Origin of the sequence: Pannonibacter sp. XCT-53, assembly GCF_009915765.1 — a bacterium.
Classification (GTDB): domain Bacteria; phylum Pseudomonadota; class Alphaproteobacteria; order Rhizobiales; family Stappiaceae; genus Pannonibacter; species Pannonibacter tanglangensis.
In genome coordinates this window covers 240,132-266,399 of the sequence record NZ_JAABLQ010000001.1, presented here as the reverse complement: position 1 = coordinate 266,399, position 26,268 = coordinate 240,132, and the positions used below count along the sequence as shown (strand labels likewise).

28 protein-coding genes are annotated in these 26,268 nt (G+C 66.4%); 12 read left to right on the top strand and 16 right to left on the bottom strand.

Features of this window, described 5'->3' with window-relative positions; translation table 11 throughout:
- The first annotated feature begins 61 nt into the window (after positions 1–61).
- A complete protein-coding gene (locus GWI72_RS01320) occupies positions 62–754 on the top strand; it encodes an MOSC domain-containing protein (RefSeq protein WP_161707675.1) in 693 nt (230 codons plus the stop codon).
- A gap of 75 nt (positions 755–829) precedes the next feature.
- Here the strand turns inward: GWI72_RS01320 and GWI72_RS01315 are convergent, their stop codons facing one another.
- Together GWI72_RS01315 and GWI72_RS01310 are read right to left on the bottom strand one after the other, a co-directional pair.
- Positions 830–2,953 carry a methyl-accepting chemotaxis protein gene (locus GWI72_RS01315; protein WP_161707674.1) on the bottom strand — a complete coding sequence of 708 codons (2,124 nt, stop codon included), beginning with the start codon at positions 2,951–2,953 and terminating at the stop codon, positions 830–832.
- A 228-nt stretch (positions 2,954–3,181) separates the two neighbouring features.
- Positions 3,182–3,751 carry a hypothetical protein gene (locus GWI72_RS01310; RefSeq protein WP_161675024.1) on the bottom strand — a complete coding sequence of 190 codons (570 nt, stop codon included), beginning with the start codon at positions 3,749–3,751 and terminating at the stop codon, positions 3,182–3,184.
- A gap of 368 nt (positions 3,752–4,119) precedes the next feature.
- Here GWI72_RS01310 and GWI72_RS01305 point away from each other — a divergent pair, with 368 nt between their 5' ends.
- A complete protein-coding gene (locus tag GWI72_RS01305; RefSeq protein ID WP_161675022.1) occupies positions 4,120–4,713 on the top strand; it encodes a 50S ribosomal protein L25/general stress protein Ctc in 594 nt (197 codons plus the stop codon).
- Positions 4,714–4,995: 282 nt separating this feature from the next.
- Here the strand turns inward: GWI72_RS01305 and GWI72_RS01300 are convergent, their stop codons facing one another.
- Complete coding sequence (locus GWI72_RS01300) at positions 4,996–5,628, bottom strand: hypothetical protein (RefSeq protein WP_161707673.1); 633 nt, start codon at positions 5,626–5,628, stop codon at positions 4,996–4,998.
- A 107-nt stretch (positions 5,629–5,735) separates the two neighbouring features.
- The gene (locus GWI72_RS01295) at positions 5,736–6,686 is read right to left on the bottom strand and encodes a hydrogen peroxide-inducible genes activator (protein WP_161707672.1); all 951 of its coding nucleotides are present in this window, start codon (positions 6,684–6,686) and stop codon (positions 5,736–5,738) included.
- A gap of 101 nt (positions 6,687–6,787) precedes the next feature.
- Between GWI72_RS01295 and GWI72_RS01290 the strand changes: the two genes are divergently transcribed.
- The 5 genes from GWI72_RS01290 (at position 6,788) to GWI72_RS01270 (ending at position 10,315) form a co-directional block, all read left to right on the top strand.
- A complete protein-coding gene (locus GWI72_RS01290; RefSeq protein WP_161675018.1) occupies positions 6,788–6,991 on the top strand; it encodes a YdcH family protein in 204 nt (67 codons plus the stop codon).
- Positions 6,988–7,203: a hypothetical protein gene (locus GWI72_RS01285; RefSeq protein WP_161675016.1), complete on the top strand. Its 216-nt coding sequence runs from the start codon at positions 6,988–6,990 to the stop codon at positions 7,201–7,203. Before GWI72_RS01290 ends, GWI72_RS01285 begins: the two co-directional genes overlap by 4 nt.
- A 235-nt stretch (positions 7,204–7,438) precedes the next feature.
- On the top strand, positions 7,439–8,260 hold the full coding sequence (gene pth / locus GWI72_RS01280) for an aminoacyl-tRNA hydrolase (protein WP_161707671.1): 822 nt from the start codon (positions 7,439–7,441) through the stop codon (positions 8,258–8,260).
- 114 nt (positions 8,261–8,374) lie between these two features.
- Positions 8,375–9,475: a redox-regulated ATPase YchF gene (gene ychF / locus GWI72_RS01275; RefSeq protein WP_161707670.1), complete on the top strand. Its 1,101-nt coding sequence runs from the start codon at positions 8,375–8,377 to the stop codon at positions 9,473–9,475.
- A 153-nt stretch (positions 9,476–9,628) separates the two neighbouring features.
- Positions 9,629–10,315, top strand: a complete 687-nt coding sequence (locus GWI72_RS01270) for a fumarylacetoacetate hydrolase family protein (RefSeq protein WP_161707668.1) — start codon at positions 9,629–9,631, stop codon at positions 10,313–10,315.
- A 44-nt stretch (positions 10,316–10,359) separates the two neighbouring features.
- Here the strand turns inward: GWI72_RS01270 and GWI72_RS20275 are convergent, their stop codons facing one another.
- Positions 10,360–11,412, bottom strand: a complete 1,053-nt coding sequence (locus GWI72_RS20275; RefSeq protein ID WP_161675009.1) for a methyl-accepting chemotaxis protein — start codon at positions 11,410–11,412, stop codon at positions 10,360–10,362.
- Between the two features lie 515 nt (positions 11,413–11,927).
- On the opposite strand from GWI72_RS20275, the gene mbfA reads away from it, so the two are divergent.
- The 4 genes from mbfA to GWI72_RS01245 all read left to right on the top strand — a co-directional run bounded on the left by mbfA (position 11,928) and on the right by GWI72_RS01245 (position 14,692).
- Positions 11,928–12,911: an iron exporter MbfA gene (gene mbfA, locus GWI72_RS01260; RefSeq protein ID WP_161707666.1), complete on the top strand. Its 984-nt coding sequence runs from the start codon at positions 11,928–11,930 to the stop codon at positions 12,909–12,911.
- A gap of 99 nt (positions 12,912–13,010) precedes the next feature.
- Entirely contained in the window at positions 13,011–13,376 is a 366-nt protein-coding gene (locus GWI72_RS01255; protein ID WP_209000032.1) for a COG1361 family protein, read from the top strand.
- A 345-nt stretch (positions 13,377–13,721) separates the two neighbouring features.
- On the top strand, positions 13,722–14,180 hold the full coding sequence (locus GWI72_RS01250; protein WP_161707664.1) for a MaoC family dehydratase: 459 nt from the start codon (positions 13,722–13,724) through the stop codon (positions 14,178–14,180).
- On the top strand, positions 14,177–14,692 hold the full coding sequence (locus tag GWI72_RS01245) for a MaoC family dehydratase (RefSeq protein ID WP_161707662.1): 516 nt from the start codon (positions 14,177–14,179) through the stop codon (positions 14,690–14,692). The genes GWI72_RS01250 and GWI72_RS01245 overlap by 4 nt, the downstream gene beginning before the upstream one ends.
- 62 nt (positions 14,693–14,754) lie before the next feature.
- Here the strand turns inward: GWI72_RS01245 and GWI72_RS01240 are convergent, their stop codons facing one another.
- The 3 genes from GWI72_RS01240 to GWI72_RS01230 are packed head-to-tail and all read right to left on the bottom strand — an operon-like array spanning position 14,755 to position 16,447.
- Positions 14,755–15,234, bottom strand: a complete 480-nt coding sequence (locus tag GWI72_RS01240) for a GNAT family N-acetyltransferase (protein ID WP_161675001.1) — start codon at positions 15,232–15,234, stop codon at positions 14,755–14,757.
- 8 nt (positions 15,235–15,242) lie between these two features.
- Positions 15,243–15,902, bottom strand: coding sequence for a 5,6-dimethylbenzimidazole synthase (gene bluB / locus GWI72_RS01235; RefSeq protein ID WP_161674999.1), 660 nt, complete (start codon positions 15,900–15,902; stop codon positions 15,243–15,245).
- The gene (locus GWI72_RS01230; protein WP_161674997.1) at positions 15,899–16,447 is read right to left on the bottom strand and encodes an adenine phosphoribosyltransferase; all 549 of its coding nucleotides are present in this window, start codon (positions 16,445–16,447) and stop codon (positions 15,899–15,901) included. The genes bluB and GWI72_RS01230 overlap by 4 nt, the downstream gene beginning before the upstream one ends.
- Positions 16,448–16,687: 240 nt before the next feature.
- Here GWI72_RS01230 and GWI72_RS01225 point away from each other — a divergent pair, with 240 nt between their 5' ends.
- Positions 16,688–17,323: a LysE family translocator gene (locus tag GWI72_RS01225; RefSeq protein WP_161707660.1), complete on the top strand. Its 636-nt coding sequence runs from the start codon at positions 16,688–16,690 to the stop codon at positions 17,321–17,323.
- A gap of 47 nt (positions 17,324–17,370) precedes the next feature.
- On the opposite strand, the gene GWI72_RS01220 is transcribed toward GWI72_RS01225, so the two are convergent.
- The 8 genes from GWI72_RS01220 to GWI72_RS01185 all read right to left on the bottom strand — a co-directional run bounded on the left by GWI72_RS01220 (position 17,371) and on the right by GWI72_RS01185 (position 26,229).
- On the bottom strand, positions 17,371–18,246 hold the full coding sequence (locus tag GWI72_RS01220) for an S-methyl-5'-thioadenosine phosphorylase (protein ID WP_161707658.1): 876 nt from the start codon (positions 18,244–18,246) through the stop codon (positions 17,371–17,373).
- Positions 18,247–18,657: 411 nt separating this feature from the next.
- Positions 18,658–19,500 carry a cytochrome c1 gene (locus GWI72_RS01215; protein ID WP_161674991.1) on the bottom strand — a complete coding sequence of 281 codons (843 nt, stop codon included), beginning with the start codon at positions 19,498–19,500 and terminating at the stop codon, positions 18,658–18,660.
- A 28-nt stretch (positions 19,501–19,528) separates the two neighbouring features.
- Positions 19,529–20,794, bottom strand: coding sequence for a cytochrome b (locus tag GWI72_RS01210; RefSeq protein WP_161707656.1), 1,266 nt, complete (start codon positions 20,792–20,794; stop codon positions 19,529–19,531).
- 23 nt (positions 20,795–20,817) lie between these two features.
- A complete protein-coding gene (petA, locus tag GWI72_RS01205; RefSeq protein ID WP_161674987.1) occupies positions 20,818–21,378 on the bottom strand; it encodes a ubiquinol-cytochrome c reductase iron-sulfur subunit in 561 nt (186 codons plus the stop codon).
- A gap of 304 nt (positions 21,379–21,682) precedes the next feature.
- A complete protein-coding gene (locus GWI72_RS01200; RefSeq protein ID WP_161707654.1) occupies positions 21,683–23,521 on the bottom strand; it encodes an ABC transporter ATP-binding protein in 1,839 nt (612 codons plus the stop codon).
- Complete coding sequence (locus GWI72_RS01195) at positions 23,505–23,945, bottom strand: hypothetical protein (protein ID WP_161674983.1); 441 nt, start codon at positions 23,943–23,945, stop codon at positions 23,505–23,507. Before GWI72_RS01195 ends, GWI72_RS01200 begins: the two co-directional genes overlap by 17 nt.
- A gap of 433 nt (positions 23,946–24,378) precedes the next feature.
- Positions 24,379–25,722 (bottom strand): methyl-accepting chemotaxis protein, encoded by a 1,344-nt coding sequence (locus GWI72_RS01190; protein ID WP_161707652.1) that lies wholly within the window; start codon positions 25,720–25,722, stop codon positions 24,379–24,381.
- Between the two features lie 105 nt (positions 25,723–25,827).
- Positions 25,828–26,229, bottom strand: coding sequence for a DUF2177 family protein (locus GWI72_RS01185; RefSeq protein WP_161674979.1), 402 nt, complete (start codon positions 26,227–26,229; stop codon positions 25,828–25,830).
- Positions 26,230–26,268: the final 39 nt, after the last annotated feature.

Sequence of the window (26,268 nt, the reverse complement as noted above, 5' to 3'; positions counted from 1 at the left end):
GTGTCGCGGCCCTGCCGCTGCCCCTAAACCTGCTCTGGCCTGCCAGTGGACGGAGATCCCGATGACCCAGACCCTAGAAGCCACCATTCTCGCCGTCTTCACCGGCAAGGCACGCGACCGCTGGGAGGGCAAGGCCCCAAGCGCCATCGCCAAGGAGGCCGCCACCGGACCGCTGTGGCTGTCGGCGACGGGACTGGCCGGCGACGAGCAGGCGGACCGGGCGGTGCATGGCGGACCGGAGAAGGCGCTGCACCACTACGCCGCCGACCATATGTCCGCCTGGGCGAGCACGTTCCCCGACAGCGCGGAGTTCTTCCGGCCGGGCTGCTTCGGCGAGAACATCGCAAGCCTCGGCCTGACCGAGACGACGCTCTGCCTCGGCGACGTGCTGGAGCTGGACGGCGCCACGGTGCAGATCTGCCAGGGCCGCCAGCCCTGCTGGAAACTGAACCTGCACACCGGCCAGCCCGCCATGGCCCCCTCGTTCCAGAAGACCGGCCGCACCGGCTGGTACTACCGGGTGCTGGCGGAAGGCAGCGTCGCCGCCGGCGGTCGCATCCGCCTGATCGACCGCCCGCATGGCGACTGGCCGCTGGCCCGCCTGATCGCCGCCCGGTTCGACCCGCGGCTGGATCCGGCCGTGGCGGCCGAACTGGCCGGACTGCCGGTGCTGGCCGAGAGCTGGCGCACCGCCTTCGCCCGCAAGGTCGATCCGGCCTACACCGAGAACACCGACCGCCGCCTGAAGGGCTGAGCCACCGGATCGCGGCCGGCAACAGGGCAGGCCCTGTCGGGCTTTGGCCGGCGGCAATCCGGGCCCCGTCTTGCCTCAGCCGGCGGCAACACGCGAGAGAAAGCGGTCGACCCGCTCGCGCAGCACGCCGGCGCTGTCGTTGACTTCCTGCGCCGCGCGCAGCACCCCGGTTGCCGTCTCGCTGGTGGACCCGGCCTTGGCGGAAATGGCCTGCATCAGGCTGGCCGCGCGGCTGGCCCCGCGCGAGGCGTCCCGCACGCTGACCGAAATCTCGGTCGTTGCCTTGCCCTGCTGCACCACCCCGTCGGCAATTGCCGTGGTGTAGCCGTTGACGCTGGACATGGCCGCGGTGATGCGGCCGATGGAGCGCACGGCCTCCTCGGTCGCCGCCTGGATGCCGGCAACCTGGGCACTGATCTCCTCGGTCGCCTGGCTGGTCTGGTTGGCCAGATCCTTCACCTCGGCGGCGACCACGGCAAAGCCGCGCCCCATCTCGCCGGCCCGCGCCGCCTCGATCGTGGCATTGAGCGCCAGAAGGTTGGTCTGGTGGGCAATGGCGGTGATGAGCCCGACCACATCGCCGATCCGCTGCGCCGCGCCGGCAAGCTCGCCGATCCTGGCATTGGTGGAGAGGGCGTCGTCGAGCGCCGAGGACATCATGCGGGTCGCCTCCGCCACCTGGCGCGAGATCTCGCCGATGGAGGCCGACAGTTCCTCGGCAGCGGCGGCCACCGTTTCCACATTCGCCGACGCATCCGAGGACACGCTGGACGCCGAGCCGGCGCCCTCCGTGGTCTCGCCGGCGATCTGCGTCAGGCTGGACGCAAGGCTCTGCATGCGGTCCCCGGTGGCGCCGACCTGATCGAGAACCCGGCCGATCTCGCCCCGGAACTCGTCGATGAGCAGCTGAAGTCCGCGCACCTGCGCCTCGCGTTCGCGCTGGACCGCCTGCTGGTCGGCCTCGAGCCGGACCCGTGCACGGGCATTGTCGCGGAACACGAGAACCGAGCGCCCCATGTCGTCGATCTCGTCCACATCCCGCAGCGCCGGCAGTGGTGCGTCATTGTCCCCTTCGGCGAGGCGGCGCATGGCCGTGGACAGGCCGGTGAGCCGCGTCGAGAAGCGGCGGGCAAAGACGAAGGAGAAGACGGCGACCAGAAGGCCGCAGCCGGCCGCGATGGGCGCGATCCAGACCCGCAGCGCCTGCAGCGGCGCCAGAACCTCCGCCACGTCCTGCACCACCACCAGCGCATGCGGCGTGCCGTTCACCTCGAAGGGCGACACGGCGACACTCAGCACCTCGCCAGTGGCAAGGGACATCTCGCTCTTGCGCGGCAGCCTGCGCGCCTCCGGTACGAGACCGGCGTCACGGAACGACGCGCCCAGCCGGTCATCGACCCCGGTGCGCAGGCTGTCGTTGAGGATGAGCCCGTCCGGGCCGAGCAGGAACACGTTGCCCGTCTCGCCAAGACCGGAGTAGCTGGCGACCGCCTGATCCAGCGCCGCCCTGGGGGCGCCATAGACCAGGGCGCCGATCACCTTGGAGCCAATGACGACCGGCGTGGCGAGATAGGATTCGATCCGGCCCCCGAGCAGCGGGTCGGGCTGGAAGCGGGCCACATGGACCGTCGCCTCGGCCCCGGCGAGCGCGGCCGCAGCCACCTGCCCGAACGGTGTGGCCGCGACGGCCGGATCCTTGACGTTGACGGCCAGGTTGGCCTGCTTGCGCACCGTGTAGATGACGTTGCCATCGCTGTCGACGAGCAGGAGATCCGACAGGCCCTGATCCTGCATCTGGTCGCGCAGGATCGAGTGGAAGCTCTTGTGCGCCTTCTCGTAGGGCTTGCGCCCCGACCGGTCGAAATTCTCCCGGCTCGTCTCGGGCTCGGGGTTGCGGGTGATGTAGGCGTCGATCACCGCCGCCGCCGCGCCGCTCTCGTATTTCGACCAGCCGGAGGCAAACTCCGCGACGGCCGTGCGCACCGTCATGCCGCCGGCCTGGGCCACGAGGGAGGCCTGCAGGCTGTGGATGTGATCGACCGCCGCCTTGGCTGTCGTGTCGGCGAGGGCGAGCAGGGTCTCGTCCCCCTGTTCCCGCACCACGGCCGAAGCCACGAGATAGCTGGCCACACCGACAACCAGCGCGCAGAACATGCTTGCGCCGATCATGACGACCGGCAGTTTCACCGAAATCCGCATCGACCCACCTCTGGCGCCTGACCCCGCGAGACCACGTCAGGCGCACCGGAACGCTGACGGCGCCGGACTGGCGCCGGAACAGGGGGCCCGGTGACCGGGCCCGACACTGGCAAAAGGCCGACAGGCCCAAATATGGCCCAGGACTGGCCAAGGACTGGCCCAAGACTGGCCCAAGACTGGCAAGCAGCCGTGCAGCCAAGTCCGCCGAAGGGGCCTGCCGGCCAGACGTCACAGCTTGTCGACGTTGACGCCGACCGTGACCGCCCCGATGACCGCGCCTGTCGCCGGATCGGTGATCGAGATGCTGACCTGGCTCTGCAGCATCTGCGTGGAGTCGTCGCGCTCCAGCTCGCTGATGTGGACAGCGCCCGGGCCGACGAGGAAGGTCGCCTTCCACTTGTCCTCGTCGCCCTGCCAGTAATCGGAGGTGACCTCGCTCTGGCCGACGTTGAGCCCCTTGGCATCCATGACGAAGATCTCGGTGTACTTGCCCCCGCTCGCCTCCTGCGCAGCAGTCAGATACTGCGACAGCGGATTGTCGAGCACCTTGTCGATCATCGGCTGCGTGCTGGCCTCGGCCTCGGCGCGCCAGGTCTTGTCGAGTGCGGTGATCTGGTCCGCGCCATAGCCGGCGGTCTCGGCATTCTGTGCCTTCAGCGCCGCGATGACCTCGGGCGCCTGGACGATCTCGGCGATCGGCCCCTTGGCGAGGGCTGTCAGCTCGGTCTTGAAGTCATTGGCAAGGGCAAGCGTCGGCATCAGCGCAAGAAGCGCCGTCGTCACAGCAAGTCGTGTCATGATCGTCCCCCAAATTTCCGGACAGGCTGATCATAACAAACAAAGTTAACAAACCACCGACGACATGCCATTCCTTTGCGGTATTTGCCGCAGTAGATGAAAAGATAAAGATGTCGAGGAATGGATATTTCTTGCAGTTGCAGTTTTTATCAGGATGTGCGGACGCCTCTCATCGGAACTTCCAGCCGGAGCGACGCTCGCCCGCAGCCGGCCCGAACCGCCAAGCCGGTTGCGAAAAACCGTGGGCTCCTCTATAAGCCGCTGCGCGTCCGCACCCCTGGAGGCGGCGCGAGGGGCCGATTCCGGTCTGCGAGCCGAAAGGTGCGCGGGACCGCCGGCCCGTTTTTGCATCCGAAGGAGTACTACCCATGGCTACCGGCTTCGAGCTGAAGGCATCGGTACGGAACCGGGTGGGCAAGGGGGCCGCTCGTGCACTGCGTCGCGAAGGTCTCATTCCCGCCGTCATCTATGGTGACAAGAAGGCTGCCCTGCCGATCACCATTCCGCTGAAGGAAACCACGCTGGCCCTGCACAAGGGCGGCTTCCTGACGCATATCTCGACCATCGAGGTCGAGGGCGAAAAGCACCAGGTCATCGCCAAGGACTATCAGCTGCATCCGGTTCGTGACGAGCTGGTGCATGTCGATTTCCTGCGCGTGTCCGCCGACGCCAAGCTGACCGTCGAAATCCCGGTTCACTTCCTGAACCAGGACACCTGCCCGGGTCTCAAGGCAGGCGGCGTGCTGAACATCGTCCGCCACGCGGTGGAAATGATCGTTCCGGCCCTGTCGATCCCGGAATTCATCGAGGTGGATCTGGCCAAGGCCAAGATCGGCGACTCGCTGCACATCTCCGCAGTGAAGGTCCCGGAAGGCTGCCACCCGACCATCACCGACCGCGACTTCACCATCGCCACGATCGCCGCTCCGGCGGGTGGCGTGAAGGAAGACGCCGCCGGCTGATCCAGCCTGCAGGCATCCAGTCCGAAGGGGCGCGTTTTTCGCGCCCCTTTTTTGTTGCGGTGGTGGCTGAGGTTGGCATCCCGGCATAGCAAGCAGATCTGGGCGCCGGAACCATTACCCCGTCACCGGATGACCTCCCTCCTCTTCCGTCCGCATTCGCTCGCACCTCCCTCTTATGGGCGAGGCTGTTGCAAATCTTGATGCACCTTACCTCTCAAGCACACCGCAACTCCCATTCGAATGCGCGAACCGCAAACTCACCCGCGTAAGAAAGTAAAAAAACTAAGATTTCAACTTCAAAAATTCATCAGCAATCCAAATAATTACGTTATAGTATTCAACAGCCTCACGCATTGTCGGAAACGCGCACTCATCTGCATGTATAAGTTCATTTCTTCTATCTACATGCCCTCTCAACGCAGAAAAAACATATTCGAAGGCAGATTGGTCTACACAACGGTAATCTTCCGGAATCTTTGAGCTGTATGGAATTTTGCTGTCGATGGCATAATCTCGATAAATCTCGAACTGTTCAATAATTGCCAGTTTAGCAACCAGTCGCTCTGCCTTCCACACGCTAGACCCAGCAGGAAACGCAGGCACGAGGATGCCTCCATTGCTTCTTGGGCGCTCCCCTCCAAGTACCAGACTTGCGGCGACGCTCGTCTCAAGACTGAGTATTAAGCAATATGGGCGCGAATGGTCGATCTGTTCCTCACCGGCGCCAGCGGACAAATACGGTCCTACACTCCAAGCTTTGTTATCACCACCTAAGCACTGCCAACTAAGCATTTTTTCGGAAGCTACCGCATGATCGAAGATTGAGCACGCTTCAAGAAGCGCCACTCCCGCGCGCTTTTTATAGGCCACAAAGGCTTGTGCGCGATCATTGTCAGTAAAATAGGCACAGCTCATCTTCGCATCCACTTGGCAAAAGAAGTGGGAAACAATTGTATCACCTCTGATGTCGCCTGAATAAATCCGACATTTGAATCTGAAGCAACAACGGCAAACTGAAATTGCTACCTTGTTGAACCTCCGATAGGTGCAAGCTTTAAACCCTCTATCGAGAGGGCAGAAAGAGCGTTGCGGGCGAGGATGGCGAGGCGCTGGAAGTGGAGCTGGCGCGGGGACCCGGTGCGCCAGGCGAGGACGACGCGACGCAGCATCGGCCAGTCGGAGAGTTCGCGCAGCACCACCTGCCGTTCCTTGGCGAATTCGGAAGCCACATAGGCTGCGGGGAACAGCGACAGCCCCATGCCGATCGACACCATCTGGCGAATGGCATCGAGGCTGGTGCCCTCATAATCCTCGCCCATGGCGGCACCAGACACGGCGCACAGCGCCTGCACCTGCTCGTAGAGGCGGTGACCCCGGCCGAGCGTCAGCATCCGCTCGCCCCCGAGCGCCGCCACCGGAATTTCCGCGGCAGCCGCCAGCCGATGGCGGGCCGGCAGGCCGAGGTAGATCTTTTCCTCACAGATGACCTCATGGTTCAGCCGCTCGTCGCGCAGCGGCCACGGCGTGAAGGCACAGTCGAGCGCGCCATCGCGCACCGCCGGCTCGAGCTGCACCGGACGCTCTTCGCGGATGTAGAGTTCCAGATCCGGCACATCCGCCTGCAAGGCCTCGAGCACGGGGGGCAGCAGGTAGGGACCGACCGTCGGCGCGACCCCGAGCCGGATGAGCCCGCCGAGGCCGCTGTCGGCAGCCCCCGCCACGCGGACCAGCTCGTCCAGCGTCTCGAGGACGGACCGCGCCAGCGGCAGCAGCGCCTGGCCGGCCGGCGTGGGCTGGGCGGTGGCCGCCCCGCGATCGATCAGGACGGTGCCGAGCCGGTCCTCCAGCAGGCGGAGCTGGGCGGACAGGGTGGGCTGGGAGACGTTGCAGGCCCGGGCAGCGGCGCCGAAATGGCCGTGGTCGGCGACGGCGACGAGATACTCGAGCTGGCGATGGGTGGGACGATAGGGCATGCGATAGAGTTTATCTATCTTTCCGATACAGTCTATGTATTTCAACAATGAGCCGGCACGGACCATCTTTTTGAGGCAAGGCCAACGAAAGGAGGACTGCCATGCACCGCAAACTGGTTGCCCTGCGTATCCGCCACGCGATCCTCGATGCCAAGATCGAGCGCGAGGCCCGTCGTCCGCATGCGGACACGCTGAGGCTGACCGCCCTGAAGAAGCTGCGCCTGCGCCTGAAGGAGGAGATCGCCCGTCTGGAGCGCGAGTTCTTCCGCAAGCCGCAGCGCCCGTCGGGACTGGTGAACGCATGACCCACGCCACCACCGTACCCTTCTGGTTCGCCATGCGCGGCATGGGCACCCGCAAACCCCGCAGCCGCCGTGCCGAGCGCCTGGCCGAGCTGGACAGCCGGATGACGGAGTTTCTCGCCGAGAAGCACGAGACCGGCAGCCTCGACGTGATCCGTCACGTTGCAGGAGAGCGGGCACGGATCCGCTCCGACCTCGATGGCGCTGCCGGCTGAGGTCTGAAGCGTCCGGCACGACCCCTTTTCCCTTGTGCACGTGACCGGCGCTGTTCCGGTTGGGGCGGTCAGATGCGGGCCGCCCCATCGCCGTTTGAGGGGGCCTTCCGGCACCCCTGCCCCTTGCCTTGTGCGGTCCCGCAGGCCCTGCGGCTCGACAGCCTGCGCCTGCTCCTGTAATCCGGCGGAACGCAAGACCGCGCCGGACGACCGGCACAAGCTCAACGGACCCGCCATGCAGATCATCGTCGGCCTCGGCAATCCCGGCGGGCAATATGCCCGCAACCGCCACAACATCGGCTTCATGGCCGTGGACGAGATCCACCGCCGCAATCCCGGGTTCTCGCCCTGGCGCGCCCGGTTCCAGGGCGAGGCGAGCGAGGGCACGCTGGCGGGCGAGAAGGTCATGCTGCTGAAGCCCATGACCTACATGAACGAGAGCGGCCGCTCGGTCGGCGAGGCGATGCGCTTCTACAAGCTGGAGCCGAAGGACATCCTCGTCCTCTATGACGAGCTGGACCTGCCGCCGGCCAAGTTCCGCATGAAGAGCGGCGGCGGCCACGGCGGCCACAACGGCCTGCGCTCCATCACCGCCCATGTCGGCGACGCCTATCGCCGCCTGCGCCTCGGCATCGGCCACCCGGGCGACAAGAAGCTCGTCTCCAATTACGTGCTCGGCGATTTCGCCAAGGTGGACCAGGAGTGGCTCGAGCCGATGCTGACAGCCATTGCCGACTACGCCGGCATGCTGGCGCGCGGCGAGGACAGCCAGTTCGCCAACAAGCTGACGCTGGTGCTGGAGCCGGAAAAGGCCCGCCGGCCGGACAAGACAGCCAAGGCAGAGAAGGCCCCCAGGCCGGAGAAGGCGGAGAACTCAGCCGCGGGCCCGGCCGGCGACACGGCGGCGGCTCCCGACCCCGTGCCGCAGGCGGTGCGGAGCGCGCCGAAGGGCCAGAGCCACATCCGCCAGGCCCGCCAGCCAAAGGGCCCGCAGATGCCCACCAGCGGCCCGATGGCGGAGATGCTGAAGAAGCTGCTGGGCAAGGGCGACGGGTGAGCGCCCCCCAAGCCGTGGCGCTGACCGTGCGTGCGATGTGGCGGGAAGCTTGACGTTCCGTGCCCCCTCGGGCAAGAAGCGGCACCTCTTCGATCCAACCGAAAGCGATCACCCATGGGTTTCCAGTGCGGCATCGTCGGGCTGCCCAATGTCGGCAAGTCCACGCTCTTCAACGCGCTCACCAGAACGGCCGCCGCGCAGGCCGCCAACTATCCGTTCTGCACCATCGAGCCGAACACCGGCGAGGTGGCGGTGCCGGATCCGCGCATGGCGGCGATTGCAAAGATTGCCGGCAGCAAGGAAATCATCCCGACCCGCATCACCTTCGTCGACATCGCCGGCCTGGTGCGCGGCGCCTCGAAGGGCGAGGGCCTCGGCAACCAGTTCCTGGCCAACATCCGCGAGGTGGACGCCATTGTCCACGTGCTGCGCTGCTTCGTTGACGAGGACATCACCCATGTCGAGGGCAAGATCGACCCGATCTCCGACGCCGAGACGGTCGAGACCGAACTCATGGTCTCCGACATGGAGAGCCTGGAACGCCGCCTCGCGCCGATGAAGAAGAAGGCGCAGGTGGGCGACAAGGACGCCAAGGCGATTGCCCCGATCATGGAAGCCGCGCTCGCGCTGCTGCAGGACGGCAAGCCGGTGCGCACGCTGAAGCTGGCCGACGCGGAGGAAGAGAAGATCCTGCAGGGTCTGAACCTCCTGACCTCCAAGCCGGTGCTGTACGTCTGCAACGTCGAGGAAGCCTCGGCCGGAACGGGCAACGCGCTGTCGGCCAAGGTCGCCGAAATGGCCAGGGCGCAGGGCGCAGGCTCGGTCGTGATCTCGGCCGCCATCGAGGCGGAAATCTCGCAGCTGAGCAATGACGAGCAGGCGGAGTTCCTCGAGACGCTCGGCATCGAGGAACCGGGCCTCGACCGGCTGATCCGCGCCGGCTATGACCTCCTGGGTCTCATCACCTATTTCACCGCCGGCCCGAAGGAAACCCGCGCCTGGACCATCACGCGCGGCACCAAGGCGCCGCAGGCGGCCGGTGTCATCCATTCGGACTTCGAGCGCGGCTTCATCCGCGCCCAGACCATCGCCTATGACGACTACATCAGCCTGAACGGCGAAGTGGGCGCCAAGGAAGCCGGCAAGGCGCGGGACGAAGGCAAGGACTACGTCGTCAAGGACGGCGACGTGCTGCTGTTCAAGTTCAACACCTGAGACCCGGGACAGGGAAGCCGGGCGGGCGGTCTGGCACCAACGTCTCTCCCCCCCTCAAGGGGGGAGAGGGGCGCAGCGGCCAAACGCAAGGCAGTAAACCCACATCTTGTGCGGCCGGACCAGATGCCACTCACGCCCCACACGGAGCACAGCATGACCAGCCTAGTGATCGACATCCCGAAGGTTCCTGCCCTCCCCGTCGAGGGTGAGGCCGGGCTGTTTCCGGTGCGGCGGGTGTATTGCATCGGCCGCAACTACGCCGCCCATGCGGTGGAGATGGGCCACGACCCCAGCAAGGAACCGCCGTTCTTCTTCCAGAAGAACCCGGACAACCTCGACCCCTCCGGCCGCTTCCCCTATCCGGGCAAGACGGCGGACGTGCATCACGAGGTGGAACTGGCGGTGGCCCTGAAGTCGGGCGGCAGCGGCATCGCGGTCGCCGACGCGCTCTCCCACGTCTACGGCTATGCCGTCGCCCTCGACATGACCCGGCGCGACCTGCAGGCGCAGGCCAAGGACATGGGCCGCCCCTGGGACACGGCCAAGTCCTTCGAGCGCTCGGCACCGATCGGCCCGATTGTTCCGGCAACGCGCCTCGGCCATCCGGCCGCAGGCAGCATCACCCTGTCGGTCAACGGCACGGCCCGCCAGAGCGGCGACCTGAACCAGATGATCTGGAAGGTGCCGGAGATGATCGCCTACCTGTCCGAGTATTTCACGCTGGCCGCCGGCGACATGATCCTGACCGGCACCCCGGCCGGCGTCGGACCGGTCGTGCGCGGCGACCGGATGGAAGCCCGGATCGAGGGCCTTGCTCCGCTCGTGGTCGAGGTGGTGTGACGCCGACGCTGGTCGCGGGCCCGCGCCCTCGCGGGCCTTGCCCCCTAGAGACGCTGGCGAATGACACCGCACCAGCCGAGCCCCCGGTAGGTCTCGTAGCCAGGGGTCCTGTGAAAGGCGACGACAGCGCCCTCGTCGTCGATGTAGCAGCCGTGCTCGCGGCCGTTGCTGCGCAACGGGAACTGGTCCGTCAGGAGCCCCTGGCGATCCGAAGAGGCCAGAACGCGACCGCGCCGATCCACCAGCAGCACGCGCGACCGGTCCCTTTCGGCGGCAGAGAGGCGCACCCCCTCGACGATTGCACGCGCCTGCGGCTCCCAGTCGAAGTGAACGGCGAGCATCCCGATGGCGCGGCCGGTCGGCGCTCCGCCTTCCCGGACACTGGCAACATAGGTTGCCGCCTGGGCACCGGCGAGCAACGGATCGCGGGTGATGTCGTCAGCGACATAGTCCTCGCCGCTGCGCAAGAGCTGGCCTTTCTGGAACCAGCTGCAGGAACGGACGCTCTGCCCGATGACCGGATACCGGTCCGGCCGGCCACTGGCGATGACCGTGCCGTCCAGATCACAGACCCAGATGTCGAGATAGACCGTGTAGGCCCCCAGGATGACACCCAGCCGCTCGCACGCGAAGCTGGAGCGGGCCGGAGAGGGCTGCGCCAGGCAGTCGACAAGCGCCGCATCCGTCGCCCACCATCTGACATCACAGGTGCGCTCGAACAGGTTGCGATCCATGATCTCGATTGCGTTCAGCGACAGATCGACCAGCCGCTGCCCCTGTGCATGGGAGGCCATGTTGCGTGCCAGCGCCTCGAGCTGCGCGATCTCGCCCGCCAGCTCCTCGGCCAGCGCGCCGGAAATGCTCTCGACCGATGACGAGATGTCCCGAACTTCCTGGGCCACGACATGAAAGCCGCGCCCCTGATCACCTGCCCTTGCACTCTCAATCATCGCATTCAGCGCGAGGACACGCAGGCGTCCGGTCACGTTCTTGATCTGGCCGACCTTGGCCATGGCGAGATCCCGCACATCGGACGTGCGCCGGACAATATCCGAGAGCTGCGACGAGCCTTCAGCGATTGCAATGCCTTGAACCATGTCTGACCATCCCGCTTGCCTGATCCTGGGATCATCGAATGCGACACCTATGACAGTGTCATATTTGTCAATGATCGCGGTTCTGGTAGACAGAAGGTTAAGATCAGAGCATCAATCATGAGAAAGGTGGAAATTGACTATAATTTACTCAAGTTTCGTCAGATCGGCAGCGCACGCGGACAGAATATCGAGAGAAGAAACATTATCTGCACATTTTTTACTCATATTACCTTAGGGAAGTAAGCGGCACTCCGGAGGCGTCCCCCAGCGGCCAGCTTCTCCGTCTGGCAGGCCCCCGGGCCCCTGCCCCAGCACCGAAACAACAGGGCAGCGACAGGGGCAGCGACAGGGACAATGGCAGGGGCATCGGCGGGGGCATCGGCAGGGGCACACGGTCAGGACCGACCGGGCTCGACCGCACATCACCGCCGCATCCGCAATACTACGCGTGGCTTCGACCGGTCTTGCGGTCTAGGGTATTGCGGACCTGCCCCTTCCAGATCCTGGATCCGCACATGTTCTCCCGCTTCCTTGCCGGTGCCCGCCGCGACTTCTCGTCGTTGAGCGAGGCCGAGATCCTGGCGCTGGCGATCTCGTCCGAAGAGGATGACGGCCGGATCTATCTGGCCTATGCGGAGGGGCTGCGCGAGAGCTTTCCCGCCTCGGCCGCCGTCTTCGAGGCGATGGCGGAGGAGGAAAGCCAGCACCGGCACCGGCTGATCGAGCTGTTTCGCGCCCGCTTCGGCGAGACCATCCCGCTGATCCGCAGGGAGCATGTCCGCGGCTACTACAGCCGCAAGCCGGACTGGCTCGTGCGCCCGCTCGGCCTCGACAAGGTCCGGGCGATGGCGGAGGAAATGGAGCTTCAGGCGGCCCGCTTCTACGAGGAGGCGGCCAAGCGCACGTCGGATGCGGCCACGCGCAAGCTGCTCGGAGATCTGGCACTGGCTGAACGTGGTCATGAAAAGAAGGCCATAGCGCTTGGTGAAGCCCTGACCCCGGCAGACGTGCGCCAAGAAGAGGACAAGGCCGAACGCCGCCAGTTCATCCTGACCTATGTCCAGCCGGGACTGGCCGGACTGATGGACGGCTCCGTCTCGACGCTGGCGCCGATCTTCGCGGCCGCCTTTGCAACGCAGGACACCTGGCAGACGTTCCTCGTCGGCCTGTCGGCCTCGGTCGGCGCGGGCATCTCGATGGGCTTCACAGAAGCCGCCCATGACGACGGCGTGCTGTCGGGCCGCGGCTCGCCGCTGAAACGCGGCCTGGCCTCCGGCATCATGACGGCCCTTGGCGGGCTCGGACACGCCCTGCCCTATCTGATCCCGGATTTCTGGACGGCCACGAGCCTTGCCGTGGGCATCGTCTTCATCGAGCTATGGGCCATCACCTGGATCCAGAACCGCTACATGGACACCCCCTACTGGCGCGCCGCCCTGCAGGTCGTGCTGGGCGGATCGCTGGTCTTCGCGGCCGGTGTGCTGATCGGCAATGCGTGATCGACCCAGAATTTTTCCCAGATCCCCCCTCGCCAAGAAAAAAGCGACAGACTAGGGTTGTCCCGTTGACGGCACGTTGCCGGCAGCTGGGGGATAATCATGAAGCTTGGCAAGTTTCTGACGGCCGCAGCACTTTGCGGCCTTTTCAATGTCGGCACCGTGTTCGCACAGGGAACCGGGGCTGAAGGCTATTTCCAGATCCACAACAACACGGACCAGAACACGGTCGTCGGGTTTTACACCAACGACGGATCCGGCTGGAGCGACAACTGGCTGAGCAACCGCCTCAAGCCAGGCGAGAACGCCCGTGCGACCTTCACGGCCAACACCGGCCCCTGCGAGCAGACGTTCCAGGTCGGCTGGCTCGGCACCGACGGCGGCGAGGTGCTGGATGATCCGATCTCGATCGACATCTGCAAGGCCTCGAATGTCTATCTCGACGACAACGAGATGTATTACGACTGACGGCAGCGCCGCAGCGTCCGGACGCCGGCGGGTCCTGATCCGCCGGCTGAGCCTGAAGACACACCTCGACCTCACCGAAGTCATCGCGGCCAAGCGGAGCGCCGGGCCGGGCGCGGAGGGTCGGGGTCTGTTGTTTCACCGCGTCAACTCCGGAGAGACCTTGGCTCTCCGGTGCCCGCTCTCCGCTTCGCTCTCGTCAGGGATGGCGAGAGAGGGTGTGTCAGCCGTTTGAGCCGGAGGGAGAGGACCCGCCGGCTTTTTTGGTCCATCGACAGGACTGCGCAATGCCCGCCCCTCCTTCTGGCGCTCTCGCCAGCCGCCACGGGCTGCGCTAGAACTCCCCTCATGAGCACTTACCGCCACTTTGAAGACTTCGCGCCCGGCACGATCATCGACCTGGGCAGCCGCAGCGTGTCGCGCGAGGAGATCATCGCCTTCGCGTCCGAGTTCGATCCGCAGCCGTTTCACCTGAGCGAGGAAGCCGGCAAGGGCTCGCTGCTCGGCGGCCTGGCCGCCTCCGGCTGGCATACGGCCGCGATCTTCATGCGGCTCTTGGTGGACGGATTGCTGGGCCAGGCCGCCGGACAAGGCGCGCCGGGCATCGACAAGCTGATGTGGCGGCGGCCCGTCTATGCCGACGACACGCTGACGGCGAAGGCCGAGGTGCTGGGTGGCCGCCCGCTGCGCTCCAAGCCCGGCCTCGGCGTCGTCAGCTTCCGCTTTACCGTTACCAACCAGCGCGGTGACCTCGTCATGACGCTGGACAATCCCATCCTGTTTGCCTGCCGGGAGACGGCCGCATGAGCGCGTGGTTCGAGGACATGGCGATCGGCGACCGGCTGGATCTGGGCAGCCACCACTTTACCGCCGAGGACATCATCCGCTTCGCCCGGCAGTTCGATCCGCAGCCCTTCCACCTCAGTGAGGCAGGTGCGGCGGCAACGCATTTCGGCCGGCTCTGCGCCTCCGGCTGGCACACCGGCGCGGTGTTCATGCGGCGTCTGGTGCTGACGCACCAGCGGCTGGACGAGGAGGCCCGCCAGCGCGGCGAGACGCCGGTGCCGCGCGGGCCCTCGCCCGGCTTTGAAAACCTCAAGTGGCTGAAGCCGGTGTTTGCGGGCGACACGATCCGCTATGCCAGCGAGGTGACGGGCAAGATCGACACCACCGGCCGCCCGGACTGGGGCATCATCCTCGGCGTCAACGAGGGCGTGAACCAGCACGGCGAGGTGGTGTTCCGCTTCGACAGCCGGGTCTATATCCCGAAACGGACGGGCGGGGAGCGCCTGGAGCACCGCGACGCGACGGCGGGCTGACCGGGCAAGGGCCGTGCTCGCGGCCGGCCGGATCTGGCAGTCCCGTCAGATCTCGCGGCCCGTCAGATCTCGCGCCCAAAAACGATCTCGTCATGCAGCGGGATGCCGTACTCGCCGATCACCGGGATCTCCGGCTTGAGCCGGCGCTCGGCGTCGATGACGCCGGGCACGACCCGTTCCAGACGGAAGCCGCGCCGCTGATAGAAGCGGAAGGCGTCGAGATTGTCGTTCGAGGTGCGCACCATCAGCCGGCCGATGCCGTGGCGGCGGGCGTCCTGGACCACCGCCTCCAGCAGCTGCGTGCCCGTGCCGGCCCAGCGGCTCAGCGAATCGAGGGTCAGGATCTCCCACTCGGCGTCGCGCTTGATCAACGTGACCAGCCCGACCAGATCCGCCCCCTCCTCGGCAAGGAAGCCCGGCAGTGCGGAGGCGTCGATCATCTCGCCCTCGATGAGGATATCCGGCGTGGCCCAGCGATCCGTCAGGAGACGGGCGACGGCAGGCCGGTCGGCCTCCTCGATGGAGCGGATGAGGGCGGGCATGGGCGGTCCTATCGGATGAAGAGACGCTCGGAAAGCGGGGTACGGGCCTGCCAGCCCTCGCGCTCCAGCTCGGGATCGACGTGTTCCTCTACCGGATACCCGAGGCACAGGTAGGCGACAAGCTCCCAGTTCGGCGGAACGTCAAGCGCCCTGTGCACCGCCTGCGGGTCGAGGATCGACACCCAGCCGACACCGACCCCCAGCATCCGCGCCGCCAGCCACAGCGCCTGCACCATCCCGGCCACAGAATGGGCCAGCGTGGCCGGCATGGTGGCCCGCCCCAGACCCTGCCCCTGCACCGGATCAGGATCGCAGAACACGGCAAGATGCACCGGCGCCTCGCGCAGGCCCGCAAGCTTGAGCCGGGCGTAGAGCGCGGCGCGATCCTCGGCATAGGCCCCGGCAGCGCGGGTGTTCTCGGCCTCGAAACTGGCCTCAACCACCGCGCGCGCCGGGGCGCTTTCGACCAGGACGAGGCGCCAGGGCTGGCTGTTGCCGACGGAGGGCGACAGATCCGCAAGCCGCAGGATCTCCGCCACCAGCCCGGCGTCGAGCGGATCCCGGCGAAAGCGGCGGACGTCGCGCCGCCAGCGCAGCAAGGTCTCGAACTCGGCCCGGAAGCGGGCCTCAAACCGGGGCGGCGCGCCCGCGGGAGCCGTCACGGTCAGTGACCCGGGAAGGCGACCAGCGTGCGGACGGGCACACCCAGGGCCTCCAGTTTCGCCCGGCCGCCAAGGTCGGGCAGGTCCACGATGAAGCACGCGGCGACGATCTCCGCCCCCTGCCCGCGCAGGAGCTTGCAGGCCGCCTCGGCCGTGCCGCCGGTGGCAATCAGGTCATCGACGACGATGACCCGGTCGCCCGGCCGGATCGCATCCTTGTGCATCTCCATCTCGTCGAGGCCATACTCGAGCGAATAGGCGATGCGGACGGTCTCGTGCGGCAGCTTGCCCTTCTTGCGGATCGGAACGAAGCCGGCCGAGAGCTGATGCGCCACGGCCCCGCCCAGGATGAAGCCGCGCGCCTCGATGCCGGCGATCTGCTCCACCTTGGAGCCCGCCCAGGGCTGAACCAGCGCATCGACCGCCCGGCGGAAGGCGCGCGCATTGCCAAGCAGCGTGGTGATGTCGCGGAAGAGGATGCCGGGCTTGGGATAATCCGGAATGGTGCGGATGGCCTCGATGAGTTCGTCAGCAACGCTGGGCATGTCCATGGTCTGCGGTCCACCTGTTTTTTCGCGCGCCGGCCCGTGACGGCCGATCCTTTTGCCGGTTATACAGGAGGTGTGGCCCCGGGGGCCAGACGGCTTGCCGCCTGCCCCCAGCCTGACGTTTTCCCCGCCCTGCCCGGCCGCTCCGGTCTGGCGCCCCTCTGGTCCCGCCCGCACCGTCCCGATCCGATCCGGCCTGCCGGCGGGCCCGGTCTGGCCGGACCGACAAACCGGACACCGCCGATGTTCGACTATTCCCTGCTGCACTGGACCACGTTCTTCACGGCCGCGCTGCTGCTCAACCTGTCGCCCGGGCCCGACTTCGCCTTCATCCTGGCGCAGACGGCTGCCGGCGGGCGCCGGTCCGGCTTCGCCGCCATGTTCGGCATCTGGACGGGGGCCTTCGGCCATGTGCTGATGGCCGCCGCCGGGCTCTCCGCCCTCCTGGCCGCCTCGGCCGTTGCCTTCTCGGTCGTGAAATGGGCGGGGGCGGCCTATCTGGTGTGGCTCGGGATCTCGGCCCTGCGCTCGCGCGGCAGCGTGCTGCTGAAGGGCAAGGCGCGACCCGAGCAGGGCTGGCTGCCGATCTACCGGCAGGGCGTGATCGTGTCGCTGCTGAACCCGAAGGTCGGGATGTTCTTCCTCGCCTTCCTGCCCCAGTTCGTGGTGCCGGGGGCAGGCCCGGTCGGGGCGCAGCTGTTCCTGCACGGGTTTCTGGTCGTGCTGATCGCGGCCTGCATCGAGCCACCGCTGGTGCTGATCGGCGAGCGCCTGACCGGGCACCTGCGCCAGAACCAGCGGCTGTCGATGTGGATGGACCGCGGCCTCGGCGTGATCTTCATCGGCCTTGGCCTGCGCCTCGCCCTGCAGCAACGCTGACGGGCGCGGACGCTGGCGCGCCATCTGGCGAGCAAGAGCGGCAGGTGTCAGTCCGACAGAACCCGGGCGGTGATGGCCGCAAGCCGGGCCATCAGCGCCGGGTCGCGCTTGTCCGGCGCGGTCATCAGCGCATGGTCAAGGGCGCGGTCGGATCCGACCGGACAGGGCTCGTGCCGGCGGGGAATGTCACGCGCCAGCCGCGCCACCAGCCGCTGGGCGTTGTGGGCGTTGTCGCGCAGGACCTGGAGGATTGCCTGGATGTCGACCTCGCCATGGTCGGGATGCCAGCTGTCGTAATCCGTCACCATGGCGACGGTGGCGTAGCAGATCTCCGCCTCGCGGGCGAGCTTGGCCTCGGGCATGTTGGTCATGCCGATGACGTCGCAGCCCCAGGACCGGTAGAGATGGCTTTCGCCGAGGGAGGAGAACTGCGGGCCTTCCATGGCGAGATAGGTGCCCCCGCGGCGGCAGGTGACGCCCTCGGCGCGGGCCGCCGCCTCGATGTGATCGACCAGGCGCGGGCTCACCGGATAGGCCATCGAGACATGGGCGACGCACCCGGAGGCGAAGAAGGACTTGGGACGGGCGAAGGTCCGGTCGATGAACTGTTCCACCAGCACGAAGGTCCCCGGCGCCAGCTCCTCCTTGAGGGAGCCGCAGGCTGAGACGGAGACGAGATCCGTCACGCCGCAGCGCTTCAGCGCGTCGATGTTGGCGCGGTAGTTGATGTCGGAGGGGGAATGGACGTGGCCGCGACCGTGGCGCGGCAGGAACACGACCTTGAGCCCGTCGATGTGGCCGATGCGCAGGTCATCGGACGGCTCGCCCCAGGGCGTCTCGACGCGCACCCACTCCGCGCCCGCAAGACCCGGAAGGTCATAGATCCCCGATCCGCCGATCACCCCCAGCACGCAGTCCGTCATTGCCTGTCTCCCCTCCGGTTCCGCCCGGTGTCGGTTCGCACCCTACCCCGACAGGCTGACACAAAGAAGACAGCCGGCTCATGAGGGGATGATCCCGATGGTCCCCTCATGAGCCGGCTGTGTCTCCCCGGGCGAGAGCAAGGCGGAGACCCGGGACCTGCCCGGTGCCGGCGCAGCAAGCGGCTGGCGATGGGACCGGCACACCTCGCCACCAGCCCGCGTCATCGCCCGGGCGATGCAGCGCTGCGGCGCAAGCGCAAGGGCCCCGGCTCGCGCGTCGTCTTGCCGGGGTCACTCCGACAGAGGAACGAAGGGGCTCGTCAGGTGTGCCCCGGAAAGCAAAAAGGGCCGCCGTGCTGCCACGGCGGCCCTTTCAGGATTTGAGGACGCGAAGCTTCGACGCGAAGCTCCTCAGTGGGCGACGTTGCGCCAGATCTTCTGCTTGGTGAAGTAGAGGAGCGAAGCGAAGACAAGGAGGAAGACCATGACCCGGAAGCCCAGCTCCTTGCGCTCTTCCAGCTTGGGCTCGGCGGCCCACATCAGGAAGGCGGAGATGTCGCGGGCATACTGGTCCACGGTCTGCGGCGTGCCGTCGGTGTACTCGACGATGTCGTCGGACAGCGGCGGGGCCATGCCAATCGCGTTCCCGGAGAGGAACTTCGGGTTGTAGTACTGGCCCGGGTTGATGACGACGCCCTCGGGGACGTTCTCCTCATAGCCGGTCAGCAGCGCGTAGAGGTAATCCGGTCCCAGCTCCGCATACTGCGTGAAGGGATCGAACACGAACCACGGGAAGCCCCGCTTCGCGGCGCGCGCCTTGGCGATGAGCGAGAAGTCCGGCGGATAGGCGCCGCCGTTGGCCGCACGGGCGGCCTGCTCGTTCGGGAACGGCGAGGGGAAGCGGTCGGCGAGGATCGCCGGACGCTCGAACATATCGCCATCGGCATTCGGGCCGTCCGTGACGGTGTATTCCGCCGCGATCGCCTTCGCCTGGTCCTCGGTGAAGCCGGGACCACCCGGCTGCGCGAGGTTGCGGAACGAGAGCAGGTTGAGGCCGTGGCACGAAGCGCAGACTTCACGGTAGACCTTGAAGCCTCGCTGCAGCTGGGCCTGATCGAACTGGCCGAACGGACCGGCGAAGGACCATTGCTGGCGCTCGATAACGACATCCTTCCCGGCGGCGAAGGCCGGCGCGGAGGCCGCGAGGGCGACGGCGGCGACCAGGGCGCGGGCCGTCTTGATCATGATGCGCATGTTCAAAAACTCCTGACCTGACCGGCGGTCACTTCGTTTCCGGTGCCGCGACAGCACCAGCTGGCTTGCCGGATCCGCCCGCAAGGACGGCCTCCGAGATCGACGCCGGGATCGGCAGCGGCTTCTCCAGGAAGCCGAGCAGCGGCAGGATCACCAGGAAGTGGGCGAAGTAGTAGACCGTGCAGATCTGCGACAGGATCACGTAGATGCCTTCCGCCGGCATCGCGCCCAGGTAGCCGAGAGCCACCGCATTGGCCGCGAAGATCCAGAAGAACTGCTTGAACAGCGGGCGATAGGCACCCGAGCGCACCTTGGAAGTGTCAAGCCACGGCAGGACGAACAGGATCGCGATCGCACCGAACATGGCCAGCACGCCACCGAGCTTGTCCGGCACGGCGCGCAGGATCGCGTAGAATGGCAGGAAGTACCATTCCGGAACGATATACGCCGGGGTGACCAGCGGGTTGGCGGGGATGTAGTTGTCCGGGTGACCAAGGAAGTTCGGCACGTAGAACACGAACCACGCGAAGAAGATCACGAACACGACAATCGCGAACAGATCCTTGATCGTGTAGTAAGGGTGGAACGGCAGGGTGTCCTGGCTCGACTTCGGCTGCACGCCCGTCGGGTTGTTGTTGCCGGTGGTGTGGAAGGCCCACACGTGCAGCAGCACGACGCCGAAGATCATGAACGGCAGCAGGTAGTGCAGCGAGAAGAAGCGGTTCAGCGTCGGGTTGTCGACGGCGAAGCCACCCCACAGCCAGGTCTTGACCGACTCGCCGACGAGCGGGATGGCCGAGAACAGGTTGGTGATCACGGTCGCGCCCCAGAAGGACATCTGGCCCCACGGCAGCACGTAGCCCATGAAGGCGGTGCCCATCATCAGGAGGAAGATGACCACGCCGAGGATCCACGAGATCTCGCGCGGCGCCTTGTAGGAGCCGTAATAGAGACCACGGAAGATGTGGATGTACACGGCGATGAAGAACATCGACGCGCCGTTGGAGTGCAGGTAGCGGATGAGCCAGCCGTAGTTCACATCACGCATGATGTGCTCGACGCTCTTGAACGCCATCGCGGTGTTCGGCGTGTAGTGCATCGCCAGGACGATGCCGGTGATGATCTGCGAGATCAGCACGAAGAACAGGATGCCGCCGAAGGTCCACCAGTAGTTGAGGTTCTTCGGGGTCGGGAAATCGACGAAGGATCCGCGCACGAGCGAAATGACCGGCAGACGGCTCTCGAGCCACTTTGCGGCCGCGCTCTGCGGAACGTAGTTAGAATGTCCAGCCATGGCTGTCTCCTCAGGGCTCCGGGTCAACCGATCTTGATCTTCGCGTCCTCAACGAACGCGAAGGGCGGGACCAGCAGATTTTGCGGTGCGGGCCCGAGGCGGATGCGGCCGGCGGTGTCGTAGTGCGAGCCGTGGCACGGGCAGAACCAGCCGCCGAAGTCGCCGGCGTCGCCGATCGGAACGCAGCCCAGATGGGTGCAGATGCCGACCATGACGAGCCAGGGCTCCTTGCCTTCGGCCGCGCGGTTGGCGTCGGTCGCCTCGGCGGAGTCCGGCAGGTTGGAGTTGCGGGCGAGCGGATCAGGCAGCGCGGTGAGCGGCACGGCCTTGGCTTCCTCGATCTCCTTCTCCGTGCGATGACGGATGAAGACCGGCTTGCCACGCCACGTGACGGTGATCGACTGACCGACCTCGACGGCGGAGATGTCCACCTCGATCGAGGCAAGAGCGAGGGCCGACGCGTCCGGGTTCATCTGGTCGATGAAGGGCCAGGCCACGGAGGCCGCGCCCACAACGCCCATGGCGCCCGTCGCAAGATAGAGGAAGTCACGGCGGGTCGGTTCCGCCGAATGGGTATTTGCCAAGGTCGCGTCCTCTCGAAACCTGTTCAACGTATACCGAATGCCCGCTGGCAGGCCGCCCCGGGTTCCGAAAAAACCATAGGCAGTCCGACGCGGGCATCAACGGCAGACGGGTGCGGCATTCGCACGCACCTTCTCCAAGCGGCTCGTCTTTTTGCACCGTTCTGCAGGCTTGTCCAGATAGCGGATGGGCGCAGACCCATTTGTCGCACCGCTTTCCGTCTCACCCTCGCCCCCTTGATGCCGCGAAAACACCGCGATTGGAAGGGGGGGACCCGCACGCCGGCGCGCGTCCCCCGCCTTATGCTCAGCTCTCGGCGGTTTCCGGCAGGAATCCGCCGGACTGGTGCGTCCAGAGCTGCGCGTAGAGCCCCCCGGCCGCAAGCAGGTCCTCGTGCCGGCCCATCTCGATGATTCGGCCCTTGTCGAGCACGATCAGCCGGTCCATGGCCGCGATGGTGGACAGGCGATGGGCGATGGCGATCACCGTCTTGCCTTCCATCAGGTCGAAGAGACTGTCCTGGATGGCGGCCTCGACCTCCGAGTCCAGCGCCGAGGTCGCCTCGTCGAGCACGAGGATCGGCGCGTTCTTCAGCAGGACCCGCGCGATGGCGATGCGCTGGCGCTGGCCGCCCGAGAGCTTCACGCCCCGCTCGCCGACCTGGGCCGACAGGCCGCGCCGGCCGTCCTTGTCCTCGAGCTGGCCGACGAACTCCAGCGCATGGGCCTTGCGCAGCGCCTCCAGCACGTCGGCCTCGCTGGCGCGGGGCGAGCCATAGGCGACGTTCTCGTAGATCGAGCGGTGCAGGAGCGAGGTGTCCTGCGTCACCACGCCGATGTTGGCGCGCAGGTCGTCCTGGCGGACGGTCGCAATGTCCTGACCATCGACGAGGATGCGGCCGCCCTCCACGTCATAGAAGCGCAGCAGCAGGTTGACGATCGTCGACTTGCCGGCGCCCGAGCGGCCGATCAGGCCGATCTTCTCGCCCGGGCGGATGTCGAGCGACAGCCCGTCGATGACGCCCCGCGTCTTGCCATAGTGGAAGTCGACCTTCTCGAAGCGGATGCCGCCCTCGCTGACGGTGAGCGGCCGCGCGTCGGGCAGGTCCCGCACCTCCCGCTCGCGCGAGATGGTGCCGATGCCGTCCTGCACCGTGCCGACATTCTCGAACAGGCCCGACACCTCCCAGAGGATCCACTGCGACATGCCCTGGAGACGCAGGATCAGCGCGATGGCAATGGCAATGTCGCCGGTGGTGACCACGTCGATCTGCCACAGGTAGATCGCCATCGCCCCGGTCGAGAACAGCAGCAGGTTGTTGATCAGCGTCAGCGTGGTGTTGAGGATCGTGACCAGCCGCATCTGGCCGAAGACGGTGTCGAGAAACACCGTCATCGACTTGCGGGCATAGGCCTCTTCCCGGTCGGCATGGGAGAAGAGCTTCACCGTGGCGATGTTGGTGTAGGCATCCACCACATGCCCGGTCATCACCGACCGGGCATCGGCCTGCTCCTGGGAAATGTCCTTCAGGCGCGGGATGAAGACGCGCAGCACCGCCAGATAGGCCAGCAGCCACACCACCAGCGGCGCAGCGAGATAGGGATTGGCATCCCCGACCACGACCACGGCGCTGGCGAAGTAGACGACCACATAGACGAAGATGTCGACGATCTTGGTGACCACCTCGCGCACGGCCAGCGCCGTCTGCATCATCTTGTTGGCGATGCGGCCGGCGAAGTCGTTCTGGTAGAAGGTCATGCTCTGGCGCAGCAGGTAGCGGTGCACGCGCCAGCGGATCGACATCGGGAACGGCCCGAGCAGGCTCTGGTGCATCAGCAGCTCGAACAGCACCTCGATGACGGGCAGAACGAGCAGGATGACCAGCGCCATGACCAGGAGATACGGCCAGTTCTCGGCCAGGAACGTGTCCCGGTCGGCCGACGACAGCCAGTTCACCAGATCGCCCAGATAGGTGAAGATCGTCACCTGCAGGATGGCGATGGCGGCGGCAAAGACCGCCACCCCCAGCAGGATCGGCAGGACCGGCCGCGTGTAGTACCAGCAGAAGGCGAGGAACCCCTTCGGCGGGACCGACAGGTCGGTGTCGCTGAACGGATCGACGAGGCGTTCAAACCGCGAGAACATCGGTGATCTCCGGGCGGGTGCGGACGCCCCGCTCTTGCTTGCGCCGGCGAACCACGGGTGTGAGCACCCGCGACCGCTGCGACGACAGGACGACGGCCAGGGCAAAGCTGACCAGGGCCCCGGAGACCACGACGGTCCCCAGGAACAGCGACATCAGATGCGCGCCGTATCGCGACATCAGCATGACTTCACCGTGCCTTTGCACAGCCTGCAGGTCCATCAGTTCATGCAGGAGAACCGGCAGGAAAAGAAGGGCGGCAACGCCGGTCACGGTCACGACGAAGGCCGCAAGCGCCAGCACGGCCAGGCGCAGGCGCTGCAGGGGCGAACGGACAACGGCCGGCCTGTCGGCGCCAGCCAGGGTAAATGCAACATCCGGACGGTTCGGCAAGGCGAACGGGTCCGTCGGATAACGATCGGACATGGGTCTGCTCCAGGCAGAGGAATGGCTCAGAGATATGCCACCGGAAGACAGGGGCCATGACATGGCGGCTGCAGCCCGCCGTCAGGGCGGCGTGGCTTGGACCGGAGGCAGGTCAGCTGGAATGTGGAGCTTTGGGTCAGGCCCGCGGGGAGCGGGCCAACTCGGCGATCGAGCCCAGCAACAGGGCGGCGGTCATGCAGACGCGCGACGCAATGGTCATGTACACCCTCCCACGGCTCGAAGGTTGATCAGGTTGCCAAGATGCATCCGCCACCGGACGCAGGAATTTACCTAGCCGAGTCTGGCGTAGAGGAAAAGCTGTATAACGCCGGCTGCCGCGCTTTCGGGGCAGCTGTGGCCTTTGCGCAACAAATGCAGGTTGCAGCCGGAGGCAGGCCACGCGGGATCTCCGCGCGGCCTCCGCCACGGATCGTCAGGCCGCGCGGATGCTGGTCAGGAACTGCCGCACCTGCGCCTGCAGCTCGCCCGACAGGGTGCCGAGCTGGCCGGCTGCGGACTGCATGGCGTCGGTGGCCCGGGTGCTGGCCTGCATCGCTCCGGCGAGCTGCGCGACGTTGCTGTCGACGCGGGACGTGCTGGAGGTCGCAACCGACACGGACCGGCCGATGGCGCCGGTGGCCTCGGCCTGCTGCTGCACGGAGGCGCGGATGGTGTTGGAAATCTCGCTGATGCGGTCGATCGTGCCGGCGATGGAGCGGATGGCGACAACCGCCTGATCGGCAACGGTCTGGACCGAGGCGACCTGTGCGGTGATCTCTTCGGTGGCCTTGGTGGTCTGGCCGGCGAGGGCCTTGACCTCGTTGGCGACAACGGCGAAGCCGCGTCCCGCCTCTCCGGCCCGCGCGGCCTCGATGGTGGCGTTGAGCGCCAGGAGATTGGTCTGGTTGGCGATCTGGCTGATCAGCTCGACCACCTCGCCGATGGCACGGCCTGTCTCGGACAGGCGGCCGACGATGGCGTCGGTCTGGCGGGCCTCCTCGACGGCGCTGCCGGCAATGAGCGAGGCCTGCTGCACGTCGTCGGTGATGCCGGCGATCGAGCGGGTGAGCAAGGCGGCCGCGTCCGACATGCTGCCGACGGACTGGCCGGACTGGGCGGTCGCGGAGCTGACCTCGGCCACCGCATGCGAGGAGCGGCCAACGGCGTCCCTGAGTTCGCCCGCGTTGCTGTTGACGGCCCGGGCGGTCTCGCCCAGCGAGTGGACGGCGCTGAGCACCGAACGCTCGAAATCATCGGCAATGTCACGCAGGAGCGCCTTGCGCTCTTCCTCGCTGTGCTGCTGCTGCCGGGTCTGCCGCTCGGCTTCCTCGCGGGCCCGGGCCGCAAGCTTGCCGCGGAACTCCAGCACGGAGCGGGCGATGTCGCCAATCTCGTCGGAGCGGTCGCCGCCCTCCACCGCCACATCCAGATCCCCGCGCGACAGGCGGGTCAGACCGTCCTGCAGGCGCCGGAGCGGCCGCGCCACCCCCATCGCCAGCCAGATCGCAAGACCGAGAAAGGCAAGTCCCACGGGCGTGCAGACGATCATGACCTGCAGCATCTGGTCGAAGATGAGCGCATCGACCCGCGCCGCGCCGGTCGCCCCGAGGAACCCCTGCGCCTCGACCGGATCGGCCAGCGCGCGGGTCAGGGCCATGCGGAAGACGTAGAAGGCATAGGCCGTGCCGACCATCATGATCACGGCCGCTGACACGACCAGCACCAGGAACCTGCCCACGATGGGCAGCCGGAGGCCGGCATTACCGGATTGGGACATCGCACAAACTCGCAAGAGGAAACACTGACCGGAACGGTCCACCACCTTGCATCAATACTCGGCCCAGTCCGTAAATTTTCTATGGACGCGCCAGTCAAGCGAAGGTCAGAGGAATTTCTGCGTCAGGTAATAGCCTCCGGCGGCCGAGACCCCGGTGAGCACCGTGCCCCACAGCACATCCACCACGACGACGATGAACGGCCAGTCGCGCATGGTGGCGTAGTTGGTCATGTCATAGGTGAGATAGGCGAAGAAGCCGAACAGCGCGCCATAGACAAGCGCATGCCAGAAGGACTCGTTGCGCAGCGCCGGCAGCACGGCAAAGATCAGGATGCCGACGACATAGAGCATGTAGAAGACCGCTGCCGCCCCGAGGTTCGGCTTGTCCATCAGCAGATGACCGATGCGGTCGAAGTAGAAGCGGGTGGCAACCTGGGACAGCCAGATGGCGTCGATGATGAGGAAGATCGCGGCGGTCGTGCCATAGGCGACGAGGATCTGGGGCATGTCTGTGTTCCTTCTGCCTGACGTCTACGCCGGCCCCGG